The organism is Streptomyces odontotermitis (assembly GCF_050510915.1).
In the GTDB taxonomy this organism is placed as follows: Bacteria; Actinomycetota; Actinomycetes; order Streptomycetales; family Streptomycetaceae; genus Streptomyces.
The window spans coordinates 687,195-703,904 of sequence record NZ_JBNJLS010000002.1 but is presented as its reverse complement, the minus strand read 5'-3'; the positions used below and the strand labels follow the sequence as shown (position 1 = coordinate 703,904).

Genomic DNA, 16,710 nt, shown 5'->3' with positions numbered 1-16,710 from the left:
AGCCTGCCATGCACGGAGCCGATGACGTCCTCGACCGGAAGCTGCTGCGGGCCTTCGAGATGCTGGACACGGACGGGGACGGCGCGCTGGTGGAGGCGGACCTGCTGACGCTCGCCGACCGGCTCGCCGCCGCCTTCGCCATGACCGGAGACGCCGCAAAGATCATTCGTTTGAAGGAAGCTTTCCGCGTCCTGTGGGACACCAGCCTGCTTCCCATGGACGCCGACGGCAACGGCCTGGTCGACCGGCAGGAGTTCCTCGGCGGCATGCGCAAGGCGGCCGCCAACGACCGCGAGGGGCACCTGACGCGGCTCGGCGCCATGGTCGACGCGTGGATGGACATCTGCGACGCCGACGGCAACGGAGTCATCGACCGGGACGAGTTCCTGACGATGTACACCCGGACGCTCGGCGCCTCGCCCGACGCGCTCATCCTCGCCTTCAAGGCCCTCGACCGCGACGGCAACGGCACCCTCGACCGCGACGAGATCCGCCTCGCCACCGAGGAGTACTACACGAGCAACGACCCGCAGGCGCCCGGGAATTGGCTGTTCGGCCCCTTCTGACCGCCCCGCCGACCACGGGGCGTCGGTCAAGGGCTGCCGGTCAAGGGGCGCCGGACCAAGGGCGCCGGACCAATGGTGCCGGACGAGGAAGAGGACCGAGGAAGGGGAGAGGTTCGTGGCCGGGTGGGCGCAGATCGGGGGGCTCGGCGTCGTCGTGACCCTGTGCCCGGTGGGAGGGGCGGCCGTCGCCGCACACATCGAGGCACTCGGCGTGGAGGTGGCGGGGTGGGTGGAGGTGTGCGGGGAGGAGGAGCCCCTGGGTGCCGAGGTGGTGGTGCGGACGCCACCGGCCCAGGTGTCCCCGCCCCCGACCCCGCCCGCACCGGCGCCTGGCCCTGCCCCACGGCAGGCACCCCCGCCGGAACCGCCCGCCCAGCCCGCCCCGTCGCCGGATCGTCCGCAGCCCCCACGCCCCCCGGCGCCCCACTCCCCGACCCCGCCCCGCGTCCGCGAACTCCTCGTCCCCGTACGCCTGGAGACGGCAGCGCACCCCCCGAAGCGGCGGCCGTCGAACCCGCCTCCGCCGCCCGGCCTCGACCTCCCGCACTACCGCGCCCCGGCCGACCGGGAACGTGAGGGAGGGCGTTCCGTGGTCACCACGACGATGGTCGTCACCACCCCGGCGGTCCTCGCCGCCGCCCTGCTCCGGCCGCGCTCGCGCTCGCGGTCCTGCACCCCTTCCCGCTCCCGACCCACCACCGGAGGAACCTCGTGACGGAATGGCTCGTACTCGCTGTCGCCATGGGGCTGGCCTGCGCGGTCGTTCTGATCGTCACCCTCGTCCGCCACCGGCGCGTCCCCGAGGACGAGGACACCGCCGAGACACCCGACGTCATCGAGTACATGGTGATGATGGTCGGCGTGGTCTACGCGATCGTCCTCGGCCTCGCCATCGCCGGAGTCTGGGAGGCGCGCGGCGCGGCCGAGGACGGCGTACGGCAGGAGGCCCAGGCCCTGCACGAGATCAGCGAACGCGCCCAGGTCTACCCGCCGGACACCGCCGAGCGGATCCGCGGCGACGTGGAGCGCTACTCGCGGCACGTGGCGGCCGTCGAGTGGCCGCGCATGATCGAGCACCACGAACTCACCGACAAGGGCACCCGGCTCCTCGACGACCTGCGCACGGACATCGCGCGCCGCCCACCGGCCAACGACGTCGAGGCGCAGACCTACCAGCCCCTGCTCGACCAGGTGGCCGCCGCCGACGAGGCCCGCAGAGCCCGCGCCGACAACGCGGAGGCGACGCTGCCGGGAGTGGTCTGGTTCGGCCTCGTGGCGGGCGCGGTCGTGACGGTCGGCCTGATCTTCACGCTCCAAATCCGGCGCTCTGCGCGGGAGTTGCTGCTCGCCGGGACCTTCAGCGCCCTCATCGCCTTCCTGCTGTTCCTCGTCTGGAACTTCGACGAACCCTTCGGCCGCTCGGTGACCGACTCGGCGAGCGCCTTTCAGGATCTGATCAGTACGTGAGGCATCGCGCATTCCGGCGCCTTACCCTGCCGCCTTCTCCCGGTGTCGTCTCCTTGCGCCTTCTTCAGTCGGCGTTCAGCTGATTCAGCCGGCCTCAAGGCGCCCCGTGTGACGGTGGGGTCAGTCGAGAAGCCGACCCCGGGAAATCATCCGGAATCCCGGGGAATCCCAGAACTCTCGGCCGGTAAAGGAGAAGAGAAATGAAGAGCCTTCGAGGAATGAGCAAGACCCGTCGCACCGTGCTGACCGTGGCCACCGTGGGTGCCCTGGGAGCCGCGATCGCCGCCCCGTCGGCCGCGTTCGCGGCGGACCAGGGCAGCGGCCACGACGCCCGGTCCCCGTACGTCGCCGTCGACTCCGCCGGTCACGTCACCCACCCGAAGTCGATGCCGAAGGGCGGCGTCCCGGCCCTCAAGCAGGCGACCTCGCCCAAGGACGACAGCAGCCGTCAGCACTCGGACAAGGACGCCAGGGAGAACGCGGGCGGCCTCGTCGCCACGGACGCGGCCGGGCACATCACACACCCGAAGTCGATGCCCGAGGGCGGTGTCCCCGCTTCCACGCGGGGCTGAAGCGGGCGCTGGCAGCGGCTAGTTGACGTCATCCCGGGGCCGGCTCGTGGGCCGGCCCCGGTCCCTGTCCGCATCCCGGCCCCCGTCCAGGTCCAGCACGTAACCGGCGCCGCGGACCGTGCGGATGGACCGGCAGCCGTACGGCAGGTCGATCTTCTGCCGCAGGTGCCGGATGTGGACCTCCACGAGGTTCACCGCCTCCAGGCCGTCGGCCGGGCGGTCCCACAGGGCGTCCATCAGGTCGGCCTTCGAGACGACCCGGCCCGCCCGGCGCGCCAGGTGGTGCAGGAGGTCGAACTCCTTCGCGGTGAGCGTGACGCGGTCGGCGCCGCGCGCGCACGAGCGGGACTCCGGCTCGATGCGCAGGTCGCCCAGGACGATGACGCCGATGTGCTCCTGCTGGTCGCGGCGCATGAGCGCGCGCAGCCGGGAGACGAGGACCACGAACGAGAAGGGCTTGGTGACGTAGTCGTCGGCCCCGGTGTCCAGGCCGTCGGCCTCGTCGTACTCGCCGTCCTTGGCCGACAGCATCAGCACCGGCGTCCGGTTCCGGCGGGCCCGCAGCTCCGCGCACACCTGGTAGCCGGAGCGGCCGGGTATGCGCACGTCGAGGACGATGGCCGCGTAGTCGTGCCGCTCGGGCATGGCCAGGGCGGCGTCACCGTCACGGACGCCGTCGACGCAGAACCCCTCCGACTCCAGCCCTTCCCGCAGGAGTTCACGGAGCCGGTCGTCGTCCTCCACGACGAGCAGGCGCGGTCGCGGCGCGCTGGAATGACTCGCGATGGGGTGACTCATTATGCGGCACCTTCCTGTGTCCGATGGTCCGGCGTCGGGATCATTCCAGGAAAATGCCTTTCAATTCCCGCACAGAAAAAGCTTATGGCGCTGAAATGCGGTTCTCGGGTAGACAGGTTGATATGCGCGTACTGGTCGTGGAAGACGAAGAATTCCTGGCGGATCTCGTCGCCGAGGGCCTGCGCCACGACTCCCTGGCCGTGGACGTGGCCCGCGACGGCGCGGTGGCGCTGCGCAAGCTCCGGCACGGCGACTACGACGTGGTCGTCCTGGACCGGGACGTACCGGTGGTCGGCGGGGACGAGATCTGCCACCGCCTGGTCGCCGAGGAGCGCAGGACCCGCGTCCTGATGCTCACCGCGTCCGGCACCCTCGACGACCGGGTGGCGGGCCTGCGCCTGGGCGCGGACGACTACTTGACCAAGCCGTTCGCGTACGAGGAACTGCTCGCCCGCGTCGTGGCGCTCGGCCGAAGGGCCGCTCCTGCGCCGCCCCCGGCCCTCCGCCTCGACGGTCTCGTCCTGGACCCGGCCGCCCGCCGGGCCAGCCGCGACGGGCGCCCGCTCGCCCTCTCGCGCAAGGAGTTCGCCGTCCTGGAGGCGCTCATGCGGGCCGGGGGTGCGACGGTGCGCACGGACGACCTCGCCGGGCAGGTGTGGGGGGAGGACGGCGGCCACCGGACGAACGCGGTGCGCATCCTGGTCAGCAGAGTGCGGGCCAAGCTCGGCGACCCCCCGGCCGTGGAGACGGTGCCGGGCGCGGGCTACCGCGTCCTGCGCGGGCCGGGGCACCGATGAGGGGCGGCGGCGCGGCCGGGCGCCGGGCGGCGCGGGCGCTCCTCGGGGAACGGGGCAGGCTCACCGCGCTGTACGGCGGCCTCGTGCTGCTCTCCGGCGGAGTCCTCGTGGCCCTGGTGTACGCGCTGGTGCGCCACGACCTGACCGGCACCATCAGCACCGCTCTGGGGCACGGAGGCGGTGCCCCCGCGACCCGTGAAGGCGGCGCCACGCCCGCCCCCGGACAGCGGCGGCCGCCCTCCGGCGAGCTGATCAGCACGTTCCGTCTCGCCTCCCAGGGCGCGGCCGACGCGGTTCTGGACCACCTCCTGGCGTACTCGGGCATCGCGCTCGCCGCCTTCGCGCTGCTTTCGCTGGCGCTGGCCTGGTGGATGGCGGGGCGGGTCCTGCGGCCGGTGGGCGTCATCACGAGCACCGCGCGCCGCCTCTCGACCGGGAACCTCCATCAGCGCATCGAACTCGACGCGCCACCGGGCGAGTTGAAGGAACTCGCGGACACCTTCGACGAGATGCTCGACCGCATCGAGCGGCTGGTGGCGTCCCAGAAGCGCTTCGTCGCGAACGCGGCGCACGAACTGCGCACCCCGCTCGCCGTGCAGCGGGCCGCCGCCGAGATCGGCCTCGCACGCCCCACTCCGGAGCGCGTCGACCGGGTGCGGCGCCGGCTCATCGCCGTGTCGCAGGAGAGCGAACAGCTCATCGAGGGGCTGCTGTTGCTGTCGGTCACCGACCGGGGCCTGACGCGACGGGAACAGGTGTGCCTGGCGGAGCTCGTGCACACCGCGGTGGCGGACCTGGCGGCACGGGCCGAGGAGGCGCAGGTCGTGATCCACACCGATACCGACGGGAGCGACGAGTGCGACGAGTGCGACGAGTGCGACGAGTGCGAAGTGAGCGATGTGAGCGCGGTCGGCGGCGATCCCGTCCTGCTCGGCCACCTGATCACCAACCTCCTCGGCAACGCGCTCCGCTACAACGTGCGGGGCGGCACCGTCGACGTACGGGTGCGCGGCCGCGTCCTGTGCGTGAGCAACACGGGGCGGCACGTCCCCGCGCAGGTGGTGCCCGAGCTGTTCGAGCCGTTCCGGCGCCTGGAGGACCGACGCCAGGTGCCGGGAGAGGGGGCCGGCCTCGGCCTGTCGATCGTGGCCTCCATCGCGCACGCCCACGGTGCCGCCGTCGAGGCGACCGCCAACCGGGGCGGCGGTCTCACCGTGTCGGTCTCGTTCCCTGCGGAGCCGGGGGGTGGCGCCCCAGCCAGAGGTGCGGCTGGGGCGCCCGATGGTGCCGGGTCACTCATGAGGACGGATCACTAGCTCGACGATCAACCCCCACAGCACCTTGACCAATGCTGCGACGGCGAATCGTGTGGCTAGTTCCCTGCGCCACTCCTTCTTGTTCTCGGACACCCTCCACCTCCTTTGCGGGTCACAGCTCCTTCGCGGACGACGGGCGAACCCGTCCGGGACGGTGGGAGTGGGAGACAACCCCCGTCCCGCTCGTGAGGGGGTGCCCCACCCCCCGGCTCTCCCCTCTGGGACCGGAGGGTGGGGCTCTCCCATAATTTCCGCGCCTGGAGCTGTGGTTCAGGCGGTGGAAGCTCCCACGGTAACTCTGTACGGGGGCAACAGGGCAGAGTTCATGGGGAGTTGGACGCCTTGGTGTCGAAGACCAGGTCGCCCTCGACGAACGTCATCTTCACCTGGGTGGCGTGCACGTGCGTGATCGGCACCTCGAAGGGGTTCGGGTCGACGACGATGATGTCGGCCAGCAGGCCCGGTTCGATGTGTCCGATGCGGTGTGCCATGCCTTCCTGGCGTGCGGAGTTGGCCGTGAACAGGGCGAAGGCTTGGTCCAGCGTGATGGCTTGGGAGGCGCCGAAGGAGTCGGGGCTGCCGCCAGGCCGCTGCCGGGTGACGAGCGTCTCGATGGCGGACCACGGGTTCACCGACGGCACGACGGACCAGTCGGAGCCCGCCACGACCGGTGCGCCGGCCGCGAGCATCTCCCGTACCGGCCAGGCGCGTTCGACGACTTCGGGGCCGACGGCGGCCGCGATGTCGGAGCAGATGGGGGAGGGCTGCCACAGGTAGGGGGAGACCTCGAACGTGGCGCCGATCTGCGCCGCGCGCTCGATGTCGGTCTTCGTCACGAACGTGCAGTGACCCACGTTGTGCATGCAGGGACCGTGGCCATTGGCCGTGCGCGCGGCCTCGATGGCGTCGAGGGCCGCCCTGACCGCCGCGTCCCCGGCCGCGTGGAACTTGACCGTGATGCCCATCCGGTCGAACCGGGTCACCGCATGGTCGAGGACCGCCGGAGCGATCGCGAGCATGCCGTGCCGGCCGGCCTCGTCGTCCCGCCCCGCCACGGTGTCCTTGTACGGCTCGATCATCGCCGCCGTGCGGCTGTCGGTCGGTACCCCGTCGAGGAAGATCTTCACGCAGTCCGGCGCGAGGTGGGGGCTCGCGCAGAGATTGCGGGCGGCGATCACGTCCTCGCACACGGGGTCGACGGGGGACCACACGAGGCAGAGGCGGACGCGCTGCCTGATCGCCCCGCGCGCGGCGAGCCGCGTGTAGGCGCGCAGCTCGGCCCGCGGCCCGGCGGTGAACCCGACCGCGGCTTCGGTGAACGACGTGATCCCGTACGAGAGCATCTCGCCGAGCGACCACTCCAGCGCCTCCTCGACCTCTTCGTCGGCCGGCTTGGGCGCCGAGGCGACGAGGAGATCGACGGCGGCCTCGCGCTGGATGCCGCTCGGGTTCCCCGCGGCGTCCCTCTCGAAGAAGCCGCCCACCGGGTCAGGCGTGGTGGGTCCGATGCCGGTGGCCTCCAGTGCCGCACTGTTCGCCCATGAGCTGTGCCCGCTGGTGTCCTCCAGGACGACGGGGTGGCCGGGGGCGACCGCGTCGAGCATGGTCCGGTCCGGGACGGCGCCGAGCGCCGACGCGTCCCACTGCCCGCCGAGGACCCAGGCGCCCGGGGCCGCCCGGGAGACGTGCTCGGCGACGATACGGAGGGTGTCGGTGAGGTCCGAGCCCTGCGGGATCTTGCAGCGGCGTTCCCGGACCCCGGCGTACACCGGGTGCACGTGCAGGTCGTGCAGGCCGGGCAGCACGGTGGCACCGGCCAGGTCGAGGACCCGCGTCCCCGGCCCGCGCCGCCGCAGCACCTCGTCGCGGCCGCCGACCGTCTCGATGACCCCGGCGCGCACGGTGAGCCCCTCGGCCCAGCCCGACGGCGTCTTGACGCGCCCGCCCACCAGAATCGTGTCCGCGTACGGAGCCGCGTACGGGTCCGCGTACTGATCGGTCATGGCGCTCGGCTCGGCGCTCGGCTCGGACATGGCGCTCCACCTCCGGATCGGCGGCTCAGCGGCGGTTGATGAATCCGGCGTCGACGGGCAGCGTGACACCGGTGACGTAGCGGGCCTCGTCCGAGGCGAGCCACAGGACGGCATGGGACACGTCGACCGCTTCGATCGTGTCCACCGGAAGGGCGTTGGGCGCCCCCTCGGACAGCATCGGGTCCTGGGCGACGAACTCGGCCATGGCGGGGTCGGCCACCATGCGGGTGGCCACGCCGGTGGGGTGCACGGAGTTCACCCTGATGTGGTGCCGGGCGAGGTTGTTGGCGTACGAGCGCATCAGCCCGACCACGCCGTGCTTGGAAGCGGCGTAGCCCAGGCCGCCGTTGCTGGCCCCGCCGATGCCGACAAGGCCCGCGGTGGAGCTGACGATCACGATGGAGCCGCCGTGCCCGGCCTCGACCATCGACGGGATCGCCACCTCGACGGTGTGGAAGGTGCCGGTGAGGTTCACGTCGATGGCGTCGTGCCACGCCTGCACCCGGTCCTCCACCAGCAGCGGCGCGATCCCGGCGTTGGCGACGACGACGTCGATCCGCCCGAACGCGTCGAGCCCGGCGTCGTACGCCTCTTGGAGGGCGGCCCGGTCGCGCACGTCCGCCTCGCGCGCCACGACGCGGCGGCCGAGTACCCGCACCGTCTCGACGGCTTCGGAGAGCTCCTCCGGTGTCGACTGCGCGTACGGCACGGTGTCGATCGACCGGCAGATGTCCACGATGACCAGGTCGGCGCCTTCCTCCGCGAGGCGCCGGACGTGGCTGAGGCCGAGTCCTCCGGCCGCCCCGGTGACGAAGGCCACCTTGCCGTCAAGGCGCCCTCTCGTCCGCTGAGCTTCCTCATCCGGCATGGCGTGGCTCCTTCGCGTGCCGCGTAGTTCCGGCGTACCGCAGGGACGCGAGGACGTCACCACCCGGGCGGACGCGACCACTTGGTCCTGGGCGCGACCACCTCTTCCTGAGCGATCCGAGAGTTCTGAGCGATCTGAGAGGTCAGCGGCCCGGCGTCCCGGTCAGCGCGGCCCAGTGCCGGTCCGCCGGGTCCCGCAGCGCGCGCCACGTCGTGACGAACCGCCGCGTGGCCGCGTCCCCGGGCCAGCCCTCCGGCAGCAGCGCCGCGGGCAGCCGGGGGTCCCGCGCGAAGGTGCCGCGCCAGGCGTGCACGAGACGCGTGCGCAGCACGAACGCCTCCTCGTCGCCCGAGGCGGCCGCCGCGACCTTCGCCTCGGCGAACCGGCGCAGGAAGTCCTCGTGGGCCGCGCGCACCGCCGCCAAGTCCCAGGCGCGGGCGACCAGTTCGGCGTCGATAGACGCGTCTTCCGTACGGGAGGTCAGCCAGGTCGCGTGCGGAGCGAGCCCCTGTTCGCACAGCAGGGCCTTCAGGGCGGGCACGCCCCCGGTGTCCGCCGCGATCCACACGCCCTGGCCGAGCGCGCCGAAGCCCTCGAAGGCGAGTTGCTCCGCCAGCAGGGAGTGGCTCTGCGCGGGCCCGCGGAGCAGGAGTTGCTGCCACGTGCCGCGCCACGGTGTCTCCTCCACGGCGCGCTCCAGACGGCGCGTCCACGCGGTGAGGAGCGCGACGAGCCGCGGTTCCAGGACGACTTGGGCCCGGCGCCCCACGGACTCCGTGCGCAGCCAGCCCTCCTCCGCGAGCCGGGCCAGGGCGCGACGGGTGGCGGGCTCACGGATCCCGCAGGAGCCCAGGGCCGCCACGGCCGCGCTCGCCCAGACCCGCTCGTGGCCCGGGTAGCGGACGTACTCCCCGAGGAGCGTCAGGAGCAGCGACCGGGCACTCGGGGAGCCGTCCCCCCGGCGCCGGGTGCGTGGCGCTTCCAACGTCCCACCGCCTCTTGTCCGTTGCCTTGTCCGTTGCCTTGTCCGGTGTCCCGGCCGTTGACCCTGCACGCCGCCCCATGTAGGACGTAGTGAGCGAGCACCACGAAATTACGTCACACATCGTCTCCGGCGAAAGGCGTACGCGTGCACTCCACAGAACCGGCAGGACCTGTTCCAAGCTCGGCGGAGCCCGCAGACCCGGCGGAACCCGCAGGCCCTGCGGCGCAGCGCGGCCCCACCCGCTTCGGCACCTTCCACGCCCCGTACCACGGCATCGACGGGAATCCGGCGCTCCAACTCCGCCGCGACATCGACCTGGTGCGCCACCTCGACGCGCTCGGCTTCGACGAGGCGTGGATCGGGGAGCACCACTCCGCCGGGTACGAGACGGTCGCCTCGCCCGAGGTCTTCATCGCCGCGGCCGCCGAGCACACCCGCCGCATCCGCCTCGGCACGGGCGTGAACTCGCTGCCGTACCACCACCCGCTCATCCTCGCCGACCGCATCATGCAGCTCGACCAGCAGACGACGGGCCGCGTCATGCTGGGCGCGGGCCCGGGGCAGCTGGCCTCGGACGCCTTCATGATGGGGATCGACCCGCTGCGCCAGCGCGCCATGATGGGCGAGGCCCTGGACGTGATCGTCCGGCTGCTGCGCGGCGAGACGGTCACCGCGCGCACCGACTGGTTCGAACTCGCCGAGGCCCGGCTCCAGTTGCGCCCCTGCCGCCCCGAAGGCATCGAACTGGCGGTGGCGTCCTCCGTCTCACCCACCGGCTCCGTACACGCGGGGCGGCACGGCATCGGCCTGCTCTCGCTCGCGGCCGCCGCCCCCGCCGGACTGGACGCCCTCGCCGCGAACTGGGCGGTCTACGAGCGGACGTGCGCCGAGCACGGCCACACCCCCGACCGCCGCACCTGGCGCCTCGTCCTGCCGATGCACCTCGCCGAGACGGAGGCCGAGGCACGCACCCAGGCCGAGTACGGCGTCCTGCACGTGGTCCGCTACCTGGAGGGCCTGTCGGGCCGGTCGCTCCCGTACGGGCGCAGCGCCGCCGACGCGGTCAAACAGTGGACCACCGAGGGCTATCCGGTCTTCGGCGTCGCCACCATCGGCTCTCCGGCGGACGCGATCGCCCGGATCGAGGCGATGACGGCGGCCACCGGCGGCTTCGGCACCCTCCTGATCGCCGACATGCCCCTGTGCGCCCCCGAGGCCAAACGCCGCAGCTACGAACTCTTCGCCGAACACGTGATCCCCCACTGCACCGCCGCGAACCTCGGCCGGACGGCATCCATGGCCTGGGCCCACACGAACAGCGAGCGCTTCGTGGGGGCGATGGGGGACGCGGTGCGGGCGGCCGTGGAGAGCGGGGGCCGGTGAGGAGCGTGCGGGGATCAGTGGGGGTGGGTGTGTTGTCGTCGGTCGGGGAGGGCGCGGCGTGGTCGGCCGGCGCGGGTGAGGGCCGGTGATGCGGGCCGCCGTGCTGCGGCGGGGGCGGTTCGTCGTCGATGAGGTGGCCGAGCCCGTGCCGGGGCCGGGGCAGGTGCTTGCCGAGAGTCTGGCCACCGGGATCTGCGGGTCCGATCTCTCCGCCGCCCGGCACACCGCCGACTTCCTCGCCGCCTCGCGCGACTCGGGCACGGAGTCCTTCCTCTTCGACCCGGACGCGGACCTGGTGCTGGGCCACGAGCTGTGCGCGCGGGTGCTCGGCCCGGGGGAGTGGGAGGGGCAGGTCGTGGTCGGCCTCCCGTGGGCGCTCGACGGCGCGGGGACCCTCCGCACCATCGGCTACTCCAACACCTTCCCCGGCGGCTTCGGCGAGCGCCTCGTGCTGCAGGAAGCCGCCCTCGTGCCGGTCCCCGCCTCCGTGGACCCATGCGTCGCCGCCCTCACCGAACCCCTCGCCGTCGGCTTCGGGAACGTGGCGCGGGCGGACCCCGCACCCGGCTCCGGCGCCCTCGTCCTCGGGGCGGGCCCCATCGGTCTCGGCGCCACCGCGGCCCTGCTGGAGCGCGGCGTCGCGCCCGTCGTCGTATCGGAGCCCGCACAGAAGCGGCGGGCCCTCGCCGGGCGCTTCGGGGCGCACGTCGTCGTGGACCCAGGAGAGCGGGACCCCTTCGACGCCTGGCGGGAGGCGTCGTCCGCCGGGCAGGAGCTGACCGTCTACGAGTGCTCAGGGCGGCCCGGCATGCTCAACACCATCCTCCACCGGGCGCCCCGCTCGACCCGCGTGCTGCTCATCGGGGCGTGCATGACGGAGGACGTGTTCCGGCCCGTCGTCGGGATCTACAAGGACATCACCGTCACCATGTGCATGGCCTACCCGCCGGAGGAGTTCGCGGCGACGCTGCGCCGCATCGCGGAGGGGAGGGTCGACGCGGCGGCCCTGATCACGGCGGAGGTCGGCTTCGACGACGTCGACGCCGCGTTCGCGATGCTGGCGGAGCCGGAGGAGCACGTGAAGGTGCTGGTGCGGCCCTAGGGCGCGCATGTCGAAAGGCGGCCGCCGTCCCGGTCAGGCTGCCTTCGCGTCCTCACCGGCCAGGAACGGACGCAGCAGCGTGAGCAGGGCGCGCGGGCGGTGCAGCGGGATGATGTGGCCGCAGTCTTCGATGACGTGTCCGGTGAGGTCGTCGGTGACCGGGCGGAGCTGGCGTTCCAGCGCGGCACCGACGGGCCGGGCGCCCAGCGCCATCGTCGGCACCGTCAGGCGGGTGGTGGCGAGGGCCTGCTCGATCTGTACCGCGCTCTCGGGCAGCGCCCGGTAGTACGAGAACGCGCGGCTCAGCGCCTGGCGGCCGGTGTATGCGCGGACGAAGGCGTCCCGGAGGGCGGGGCGCACCCCGTCGCCGAGCGTGCCGGCGCGCAGGAACCAGTCGACGTAGGCGGCCTCGTGGCCCTCCAGCACGGTCTCGGCGAGGCCGGGCGCGGCGGAGTGGAAGCCGAACCACCACGGCGGCCCGTCGGCGAGGAAGTCCTCGGCGCCGGGCAGCCTGCCCAGAAGGGACTCCATGACGGCCAGGCGCCGGACGAGACCGGGGCGGCGCAGGGCGAGGAGGAAGGCCGGCGCGGCACCCGCGTCGATGCCCACCACCGCGGCCGAGGACACACCGAGCGCGGTGAGGAGCGCCGCGGCGTCCTCGGCCAGGGTGCCCGCGTCGTACCCGGAGGCGGCCGGGCCGCTCGCGCCGAACCCGCGCAGGTCCGGCGCGATGACGCGGTAGCGGCCGGACAGGTCGGCCATCACGTCCGTCCACAGCTCCCAGGTGTGCGGGAAACCGTGCAGCAGCAGGACGGCCGGGCCCGACCCGGCGAGAGCGACGTTCAGTTCGACACCGTTGACGGGGACGCGCCGCAGCTCGGGCATGGAGGGCTCCAGGTAGATGGTGAGGAATGGTGACCACGTCACGCTAGGGAACTATCCTGGGCCGTCCAAGACGGCACTTTCCCTTCAGGTGGTGAGCCCGGAGTGACCACATCGAGGACCGGCGAACCCGGCCCGCGACGCGGTGAGCGGGGTGATGTGCTGGATCCGCGCTGCCCGACCCGCCAGTTGCTGGACCGCATCGGCACCAAGTGGACGTCGATGGCGGTCAAGGTGCTGGCCGAGGAGGCTCCGGACGAGCTCCGCTTCGCGGAACTGCGGCGCCGCATCCCCGGCATCTCACAGAAGATGCTGTCCGTCACCCTGCAGAGCCTGGTCCGCGACGGCCTGGTCGCGCGCCGCGTGGAACCCACCGTGCCGCCCGCCGTCCACTACCGGCTCACCGAGCTCGGCCTGTCCCTCGAAAGACGGCTCTCCGCCCTGCGGGTCTGGGCCGAGACGCACATGGCGGAGATCGACCGCAACAACCAGCTCGCCGACGAGTCACCCGCGAGCCCCTCGCGGTAGTCAGCCGGGTCGCACTCCGGCGGCCGACCGCTGAGGCCGCGCCGTGAGGTCAGCGGGCGCCCCGTGCCAGCGTGCGCGCGAGTTCGCGGGCCACCGCCGGAGTCAGCGGGGCGAGGCCCGACAGGAAGCGGAACCAGTAGACGCCGAACGCCTGGTCCACGAGGAGGTCCAGGTCGGTGCCGGGCGCCACCTCGCCGCGCTCCCCGGCCCGCTCCAGGAGCGTGCGGAGGTCGGCGCGCCGGGTCCGGGTGAAGCCCAGGAGCAGCTCGGCGACCTGGGCGTCGCGCGCCGCCTCGGTGGCCAGGTTGCGCAGGAGGGCGGCGTTGTCCGGTGCCGTCCCCGCCCGGAAGATGTCGCCGAGGAAGGCCGCCAGATCGGACTCGAGCGCGCCGGTGTCGGGCGTGCGGACCTCGTCGCGGGCGACGCTCGTGAGCGCTTCAAGGAGGACGGCGCCCTTCGACGGCCACCAGCGGTAGATCGTCTGTTTCCCGATCCCGGCTTCCCTGGCGATGGCGTCCACCGTCACCGGCCTGCCGGGCGCGTTCTCGGCGAGCAGCCGCCGGGCCGCGGCGAGGATCGCCTGCCGCGCGGCCTCGTTGCGGCGCCGCCCGGTGTGCGGCCGCCGCTCGGATTCGGGCGTCGTGGGCATGACGTGAAGGATAGCCGTTGACGAGACCGGCAGTCTTGACTAAGGATCTGCCGAGACCGACGACGGTCTCGCCGCCGCGCCGGTGCTCCCCGTCGGTGCTCGGTGCCCTCATCCGGTGCTCGCCGCCCCCAGCCTGGCCACCCACCCAGCGAAGGAAAGCCGTGACCCACGTACTGCACTACACCGCCTTCTCCGACGACCCCGCCGGCGGCAACCGCGCCGGAGTCGTCCTCGACGCCGCCGCCCTCGACGACCCGCGGATGCTCGCGATCGCGGCCGAGGTCGGCTACTCGGAATCGGCGTTCGTCACGCCCGGCCCCGACGGCGCCCCGCGTTCCTTCACCGTCCGGTTCTTCAGCCCCAAGGCCGAGGTCGACTTCTGCGGCCACGCCCTGGTCGCGACCTCCGTAGCCCTCGCCGAGCGCGACGGGGCGGGCGACTTCCTCTTCCACTCGGTGGTGGGGCCGGTGCCGGTGACGGTCACGGAGCGGGACGGCACCCTGCGGGCCACCCTGACCAGCGTCGAGCCGCGGGTGCGGGAGGTCGCGGCCGCCGACCTCGACGAGGCCCTCGCCGCGCTCCGGTGGTCGCGCGCGGAGCTGGACGAGGCGCTGCCGCCCCGCATCGCCTTCGGCGGCAACGACCACCTGGTGCTCGCCGCTGCCACCCGGGAGCGGCTCGCCGACCTGGACTACGACTTCGGGCGGCTGCTCGCGCTCATGGAGCGGCTGCGGCTGACGACGGTGCAGCTGGTGTGGCGGGAGTCCGAGACGGTCTTCCACGCCCGCGACCCGTTCCCGGTGGGCGGCGTGGTCGAGGACGCCGCGACCGGCGCCGCCGCGGCCGCCTTCGGCGGCTACGTCCGCGCCCTGGACCTGGTCCCGTCGGACGCCCGGTTCACCATCCACCAGGGCCACGACATGGGCAGCCCCTCCTTGCTGGAGGTCGAGCTGCGGGCGGGGGACCCGCGGGTGCGGGTGTCGGGGGCGGCCACCAAGGTCGAGCACTGACCCCCGTACCGCCAGAGGCAGACGGAGACCCGGCGACCCGGCACGGACGGGAAACGGCGAAGGGCCCGAACCATGTGGTTCGGGCCCTTCGCCGTCGTACGGAAATCCGGAGTGGCGTTACGGCAGCTGCGCCGCCTCGGCCTCCCGTGCCTCCCGCCGGTTGCCCCGGAAGTTGTTCACCCGCCGCGCCGTGGCGAAGAGGGGGATCACCGCGCCGAGGACGAGCTGGAGCGCGCAGCCGGTCTGCAGGAGCAGCTGGCCGCCGGGGGCGTCGAACGCCCAGGCCGCGAGCAGCCCCATGGCCGCGACGATCCACGAGAGCATCGCCACCGCGAGCGGACCCCGCGGCTTCGGGTACTCGACCCGGCTCACCATCAGCCAGGCCGTGCCGATGATCGCGAGGAGCGTGGCCACGAAGGGCAGCTCCAGAAGCACGATCGAGACCACCGTCAGTGCCCCGAAGGGCGAGGGCATGCCCTGGAACGTGCCGTCCGGCAGCGTCACGCAGGAGAATCTCGCAAGCCGCAGCACCACCGCCAGCAGCACCACGATGGCGCCCACCGCCGCGACCCGCTCATGCGCGTCTCTGGCGACCATGCCGTACACGAGCACGAAGTACGCGGGGGCCAGGCCGAAGCTGATGAGGTCGGAGAGGTTGTCCAGCTCCGCGCCCATCGGCGACGACCGCAGCTTGCGGGCCACGAGCCCGTCGAAGAGGTCGAAGACGGCCGCGCACAGCATCAGGATCACCGCGGTGGCGGCGCTGTTGCGGGCCATGCCCGACTCGTCGCCCGACAGGTGCGGGATGAGGATTCCGGTGGTGGTGAAGTACACCGCCATGAATCCGCACGTGGCGTTGCCGAGCGTGAGGGTGTCCGCTATTGAGAGGCGGAGCGAGAGGGGCATCTCCTCGTCCGCGTCGTCCTCAGCGGCTTCGGGCACCCAGCCCGCTTGTGTATCAGGATCAACCACGGTCAATGCGAGTCACCCCAGCCACGGTCTTCTGACCGACCTCGACGTCCACCTCGACACCCTCGGGGAGGTAGATGTCGACGCGGGAGCCGAAGCGGATCAGGCCGATCCGCTCGCCCTGCTCCACCTTCGTGCCCTGCGGCACGTACGGCACGATGCGTCGCGCGACGGCGCCCGCGATCTGGATCATCTCGATGTCGCCGAGCTCGGTGTCGAAGTGCCAGACAACGCGCTCGTTGTTCTCGCTCTCCTTGTTGAACGCCGGGACGAACCCGCCGGGGATGTGCTCCACGGACGTCACCGTGCCCGCGAGGGGCGCGCGGTTGACGTGGACGTTCAGCGGGCTCATGAAGATCGCGACGCGGGTGCGTCCGTCCTTCCACGGCATGATGCTCTGCACCACGCCGTCGGCCGGGGAGATCACCCGGCCCTGGGTGATCTCACGCTCCGGGTCGCGGAAGAACCACAGCATTCCGGCCGCGAGGGCGGTCGCAGGTACGGCGACCACCGCCGCGCCCTTGGAGCGGCGGGCCTTGGCCAGGCTGAGTGCCGCGGTGGCGACGGTCGGCAGGAGCCACGGCGATGCTCCGCGCGCGAGGCGTACGCCGGCCCGGCTGTCGCGAGGTGCAGAGGTTTGGCTGTGGGGCATGGATGACCTTCGTAGCGGATGATGCCGCGCTGCGTAGAGGGGGACGGCGGCTTTTCCCGGGATGGTATCGGTTGCGAGCCACAACTGGGCAAGCCAGGAAGCCGAGTCGGGGGCTGAAGCGTGTTGACAGGGT

Annotated in this window: 18 protein-coding genes; 10 read left to right on the top strand and 8 right to left on the bottom strand. The window is 72.6% G+C overall.

What is annotated here, in order from left to right:
* Positions 1–8 precede the first annotated feature (8 nt).
* The 4 genes from ACQB60_RS09335 (at position 9) to ACQB60_RS09320 (ending at position 2,605) form a co-directional block, all read left to right on the top strand.
* Positions 9–566, top strand: a complete 558-nt coding sequence (locus ACQB60_RS09335) for an EF-hand domain-containing protein (protein ID WP_496925360.1) — start codon at positions 9–11, stop codon at positions 564–566.
* Positions 567–681: 115 nt separating this feature from the next.
* On the top strand, positions 682–1,281 hold the full coding sequence (locus ACQB60_RS09330) for a hypothetical protein (protein WP_496925359.1): 600 nt from the start codon (positions 682–684) through the stop codon (positions 1,279–1,281).
* Positions 1,278–2,033, top strand: a complete 756-nt coding sequence (locus ACQB60_RS09325) for a bestrophin-like domain (RefSeq protein ID WP_496925358.1) — start codon at positions 1,278–1,280, stop codon at positions 2,031–2,033. The genes ACQB60_RS09330 and ACQB60_RS09325 overlap by 4 nt, the downstream gene beginning before the upstream one ends.
* Before the next feature lie 218 nt (positions 2,034–2,251).
* Positions 2,252–2,605: a hypothetical protein gene (locus ACQB60_RS09320; protein WP_496925357.1), complete on the top strand. Its 354-nt coding sequence runs from the start codon at positions 2,252–2,254 to the stop codon at positions 2,603–2,605.
* Between the two features lie 18 nt (positions 2,606–2,623).
* Here the strand turns inward: ACQB60_RS09320 and ACQB60_RS09315 are convergent, their stop codons facing one another.
* A complete protein-coding gene (locus ACQB60_RS09315; RefSeq protein ID WP_496925356.1) occupies positions 2,624–3,403 on the bottom strand; it encodes a response regulator transcription factor in 780 nt (259 codons plus the stop codon).
* 122 nt (positions 3,404–3,525) lie between these two features.
* Here ACQB60_RS09315 and ACQB60_RS09310 point away from each other — a divergent pair, with 122 nt between their 5' ends.
* On the top strand, positions 3,526–4,200 hold the full coding sequence (locus ACQB60_RS09310; RefSeq protein ID WP_496925355.1) for a response regulator transcription factor: 675 nt from the start codon (positions 3,526–3,528) through the stop codon (positions 4,198–4,200).
* On the top strand, positions 4,197–5,516 hold the full coding sequence (locus ACQB60_RS09305; protein WP_496925354.1) for a sensor histidine kinase: 1,320 nt from the start codon (positions 4,197–4,199) through the stop codon (positions 5,514–5,516). The genes ACQB60_RS09310 and ACQB60_RS09305 overlap by 4 nt, the downstream gene beginning before the upstream one ends.
* Before the next feature lie 323 nt (positions 5,517–5,839).
* On the opposite strand, the gene ACQB60_RS09300 is transcribed toward ACQB60_RS09305, so the two are convergent.
* From ACQB60_RS09300 to ACQB60_RS09290, 3 genes are all read right to left on the bottom strand, one after another.
* Positions 5,840–7,549 carry an amidohydrolase gene (locus ACQB60_RS09300; RefSeq protein WP_496925353.1) on the bottom strand — a complete coding sequence of 570 codons (1,710 nt, stop codon included), beginning with the start codon at positions 7,547–7,549 and terminating at the stop codon, positions 5,840–5,842.
* Between the two features lie 25 nt (positions 7,550–7,574).
* On the bottom strand, positions 7,575–8,417 hold the full coding sequence (locus ACQB60_RS09295) for a mycofactocin-coupled SDR family oxidoreductase (protein WP_496925352.1): 843 nt from the start codon (positions 8,415–8,417) through the stop codon (positions 7,575–7,577).
* A 142-nt stretch (positions 8,418–8,559) separates the two neighbouring features.
* Positions 8,560–9,402: a PaaX family transcriptional regulator gene (locus ACQB60_RS09290; protein ID WP_496925351.1), complete on the bottom strand. Its 843-nt coding sequence runs from the start codon at positions 9,400–9,402 to the stop codon at positions 8,560–8,562.
* A 144-nt stretch (positions 9,403–9,546) separates the two neighbouring features.
* Between ACQB60_RS09290 and ACQB60_RS09285 the strand changes: the two genes are divergently transcribed.
* A complete protein-coding gene (locus ACQB60_RS09285; RefSeq protein WP_496925350.1) occupies positions 9,547–10,785 on the top strand; it encodes an LLM class flavin-dependent oxidoreductase in 1,239 nt (412 codons plus the stop codon).
* A gap of 88 nt (positions 10,786–10,873) precedes the next feature.
* Positions 10,874–11,887, top strand: coding sequence for a zinc-binding dehydrogenase (locus ACQB60_RS09280; protein WP_496925349.1), 1,014 nt, complete (start codon positions 10,874–10,876; stop codon positions 11,885–11,887).
* Between the two features lie 33 nt (positions 11,888–11,920).
* On the opposite strand, the gene ACQB60_RS09275 is transcribed toward ACQB60_RS09280, so the two are convergent.
* Positions 11,921–12,772 carry an alpha/beta fold hydrolase gene (locus ACQB60_RS09275; RefSeq protein ID WP_496925658.1) on the bottom strand — a complete coding sequence of 284 codons (852 nt, stop codon included), beginning with the start codon at positions 12,770–12,772 and terminating at the stop codon, positions 11,921–11,923.
* Between the two features lie 102 nt (positions 12,773–12,874).
* Between ACQB60_RS09275 and ACQB60_RS09270 the strand changes: the two genes are divergently transcribed.
* Positions 12,875–13,297 carry a winged helix-turn-helix transcriptional regulator gene (locus tag ACQB60_RS09270; RefSeq protein WP_496925348.1) on the top strand — a complete coding sequence of 141 codons (423 nt, stop codon included), beginning with the start codon at positions 12,875–12,877 and terminating at the stop codon, positions 13,295–13,297.
* 49 nt (positions 13,298–13,346) lie between these two features.
* Here the strand turns inward: ACQB60_RS09270 and ACQB60_RS09265 are convergent, their stop codons facing one another.
* The gene (locus ACQB60_RS09265) at positions 13,347–13,946 is read right to left on the bottom strand and encodes a TetR/AcrR family transcriptional regulator (RefSeq protein ID WP_496925347.1); all 600 of its coding nucleotides are present in this window, start codon (positions 13,944–13,946) and stop codon (positions 13,347–13,349) included.
* A 161-nt stretch (positions 13,947–14,107) separates the two neighbouring features.
* On the opposite strand from ACQB60_RS09265, the gene ACQB60_RS09260 reads away from it, so the two are divergent.
* Positions 14,108–14,956 carry a PhzF family phenazine biosynthesis isomerase gene (locus ACQB60_RS09260; RefSeq protein WP_496925346.1) on the top strand — a complete coding sequence of 283 codons (849 nt, stop codon included), beginning with the start codon at positions 14,108–14,110 and terminating at the stop codon, positions 14,954–14,956.
* Between the two features lie 117 nt (positions 14,957–15,073).
* On the opposite strand, the gene pssA is transcribed toward ACQB60_RS09260, so the two are convergent.
* A complete protein-coding gene (pssA, locus tag ACQB60_RS09255; RefSeq protein ID WP_384828283.1) occupies positions 15,074–15,934 on the bottom strand; it encodes a CDP-diacylglycerol--serine O-phosphatidyltransferase in 861 nt (286 codons plus the stop codon).
* Complete coding sequence (locus ACQB60_RS09250) at positions 15,921–16,577, bottom strand: phosphatidylserine decarboxylase (RefSeq protein WP_496925345.1); 657 nt, start codon at positions 16,575–16,577, stop codon at positions 15,921–15,923. Before ACQB60_RS09250 ends, pssA begins: the two co-directional genes overlap by 14 nt.
* Positions 16,578–16,710 lie beyond the last annotated feature (133 nt).

Coding starts and splice junctions, on each gene's coding strand:
- ACQB60_RS09320 (WP_496925357.1), top strand. CDS start 2,252: ATGAGCAAGACCCGTCGCACCGTGCTGACCGTGGCCACCGTGGGTGCC.
- ACQB60_RS09315 (WP_496925356.1), bottom strand. CDS start 3,403: ATGAGTCACCCCATCGCGAGTCATTCCAGCGCGCCGCGACCGCGCCTG.
- ACQB60_RS09250 (WP_496925345.1), bottom strand. CDS start 16,577: ATGCCCCACAGCCAAACCTCTGCACCTCGCGACAGCCGGGCCGGCGTA.
- ACQB60_RS09265 (WP_496925347.1), bottom strand. CDS start 13,946: ATGCCCACGACGCCCGAATCCGAGCGGCGGCCGCACACCGGGCGGCGC.
- ACQB60_RS09335 (WP_496925360.1), top strand. CDS start 9: ATGCACGGAGCCGATGACGTCCTCGACCGGAAGCTGCTGCGGGCCTTC.
- ACQB60_RS09295 (WP_496925352.1), bottom strand. CDS start 8,417: ATGCCGGATGAGGAAGCTCAGCGGACGAGAGGGCGCCTTGACGGCAAG.
- ACQB60_RS09275 (WP_496925658.1), bottom strand. CDS start 12,772: ATGCCCGAGCTGCGGCGCGTCCCCGTCAACGGTGTCGAACTGAACGTC.
- ACQB60_RS09280 (WP_496925349.1), top strand. CDS start 10,874: ATGCGGGCCGCCGTGCTGCGGCGGGGGCGGTTCGTCGTCGATGAGGTG.
- ACQB60_RS09310 (WP_496925355.1), top strand. CDS start 3,526: ATGCGCGTACTGGTCGTGGAAGACGAAGAATTCCTGGCGGATCTCGTC.
- ACQB60_RS09300 (WP_496925353.1), bottom strand. CDS start 7,549: ATGTCCGAGCCGAGCGCCGAGCCGAGCGCCATGACCGATCAGTACGCG.
- ACQB60_RS09305 (WP_496925354.1), top strand. CDS start 4,197: ATGAGGGGCGGCGGCGCGGCCGGGCGCCGGGCGGCGCGGGCGCTCCTC.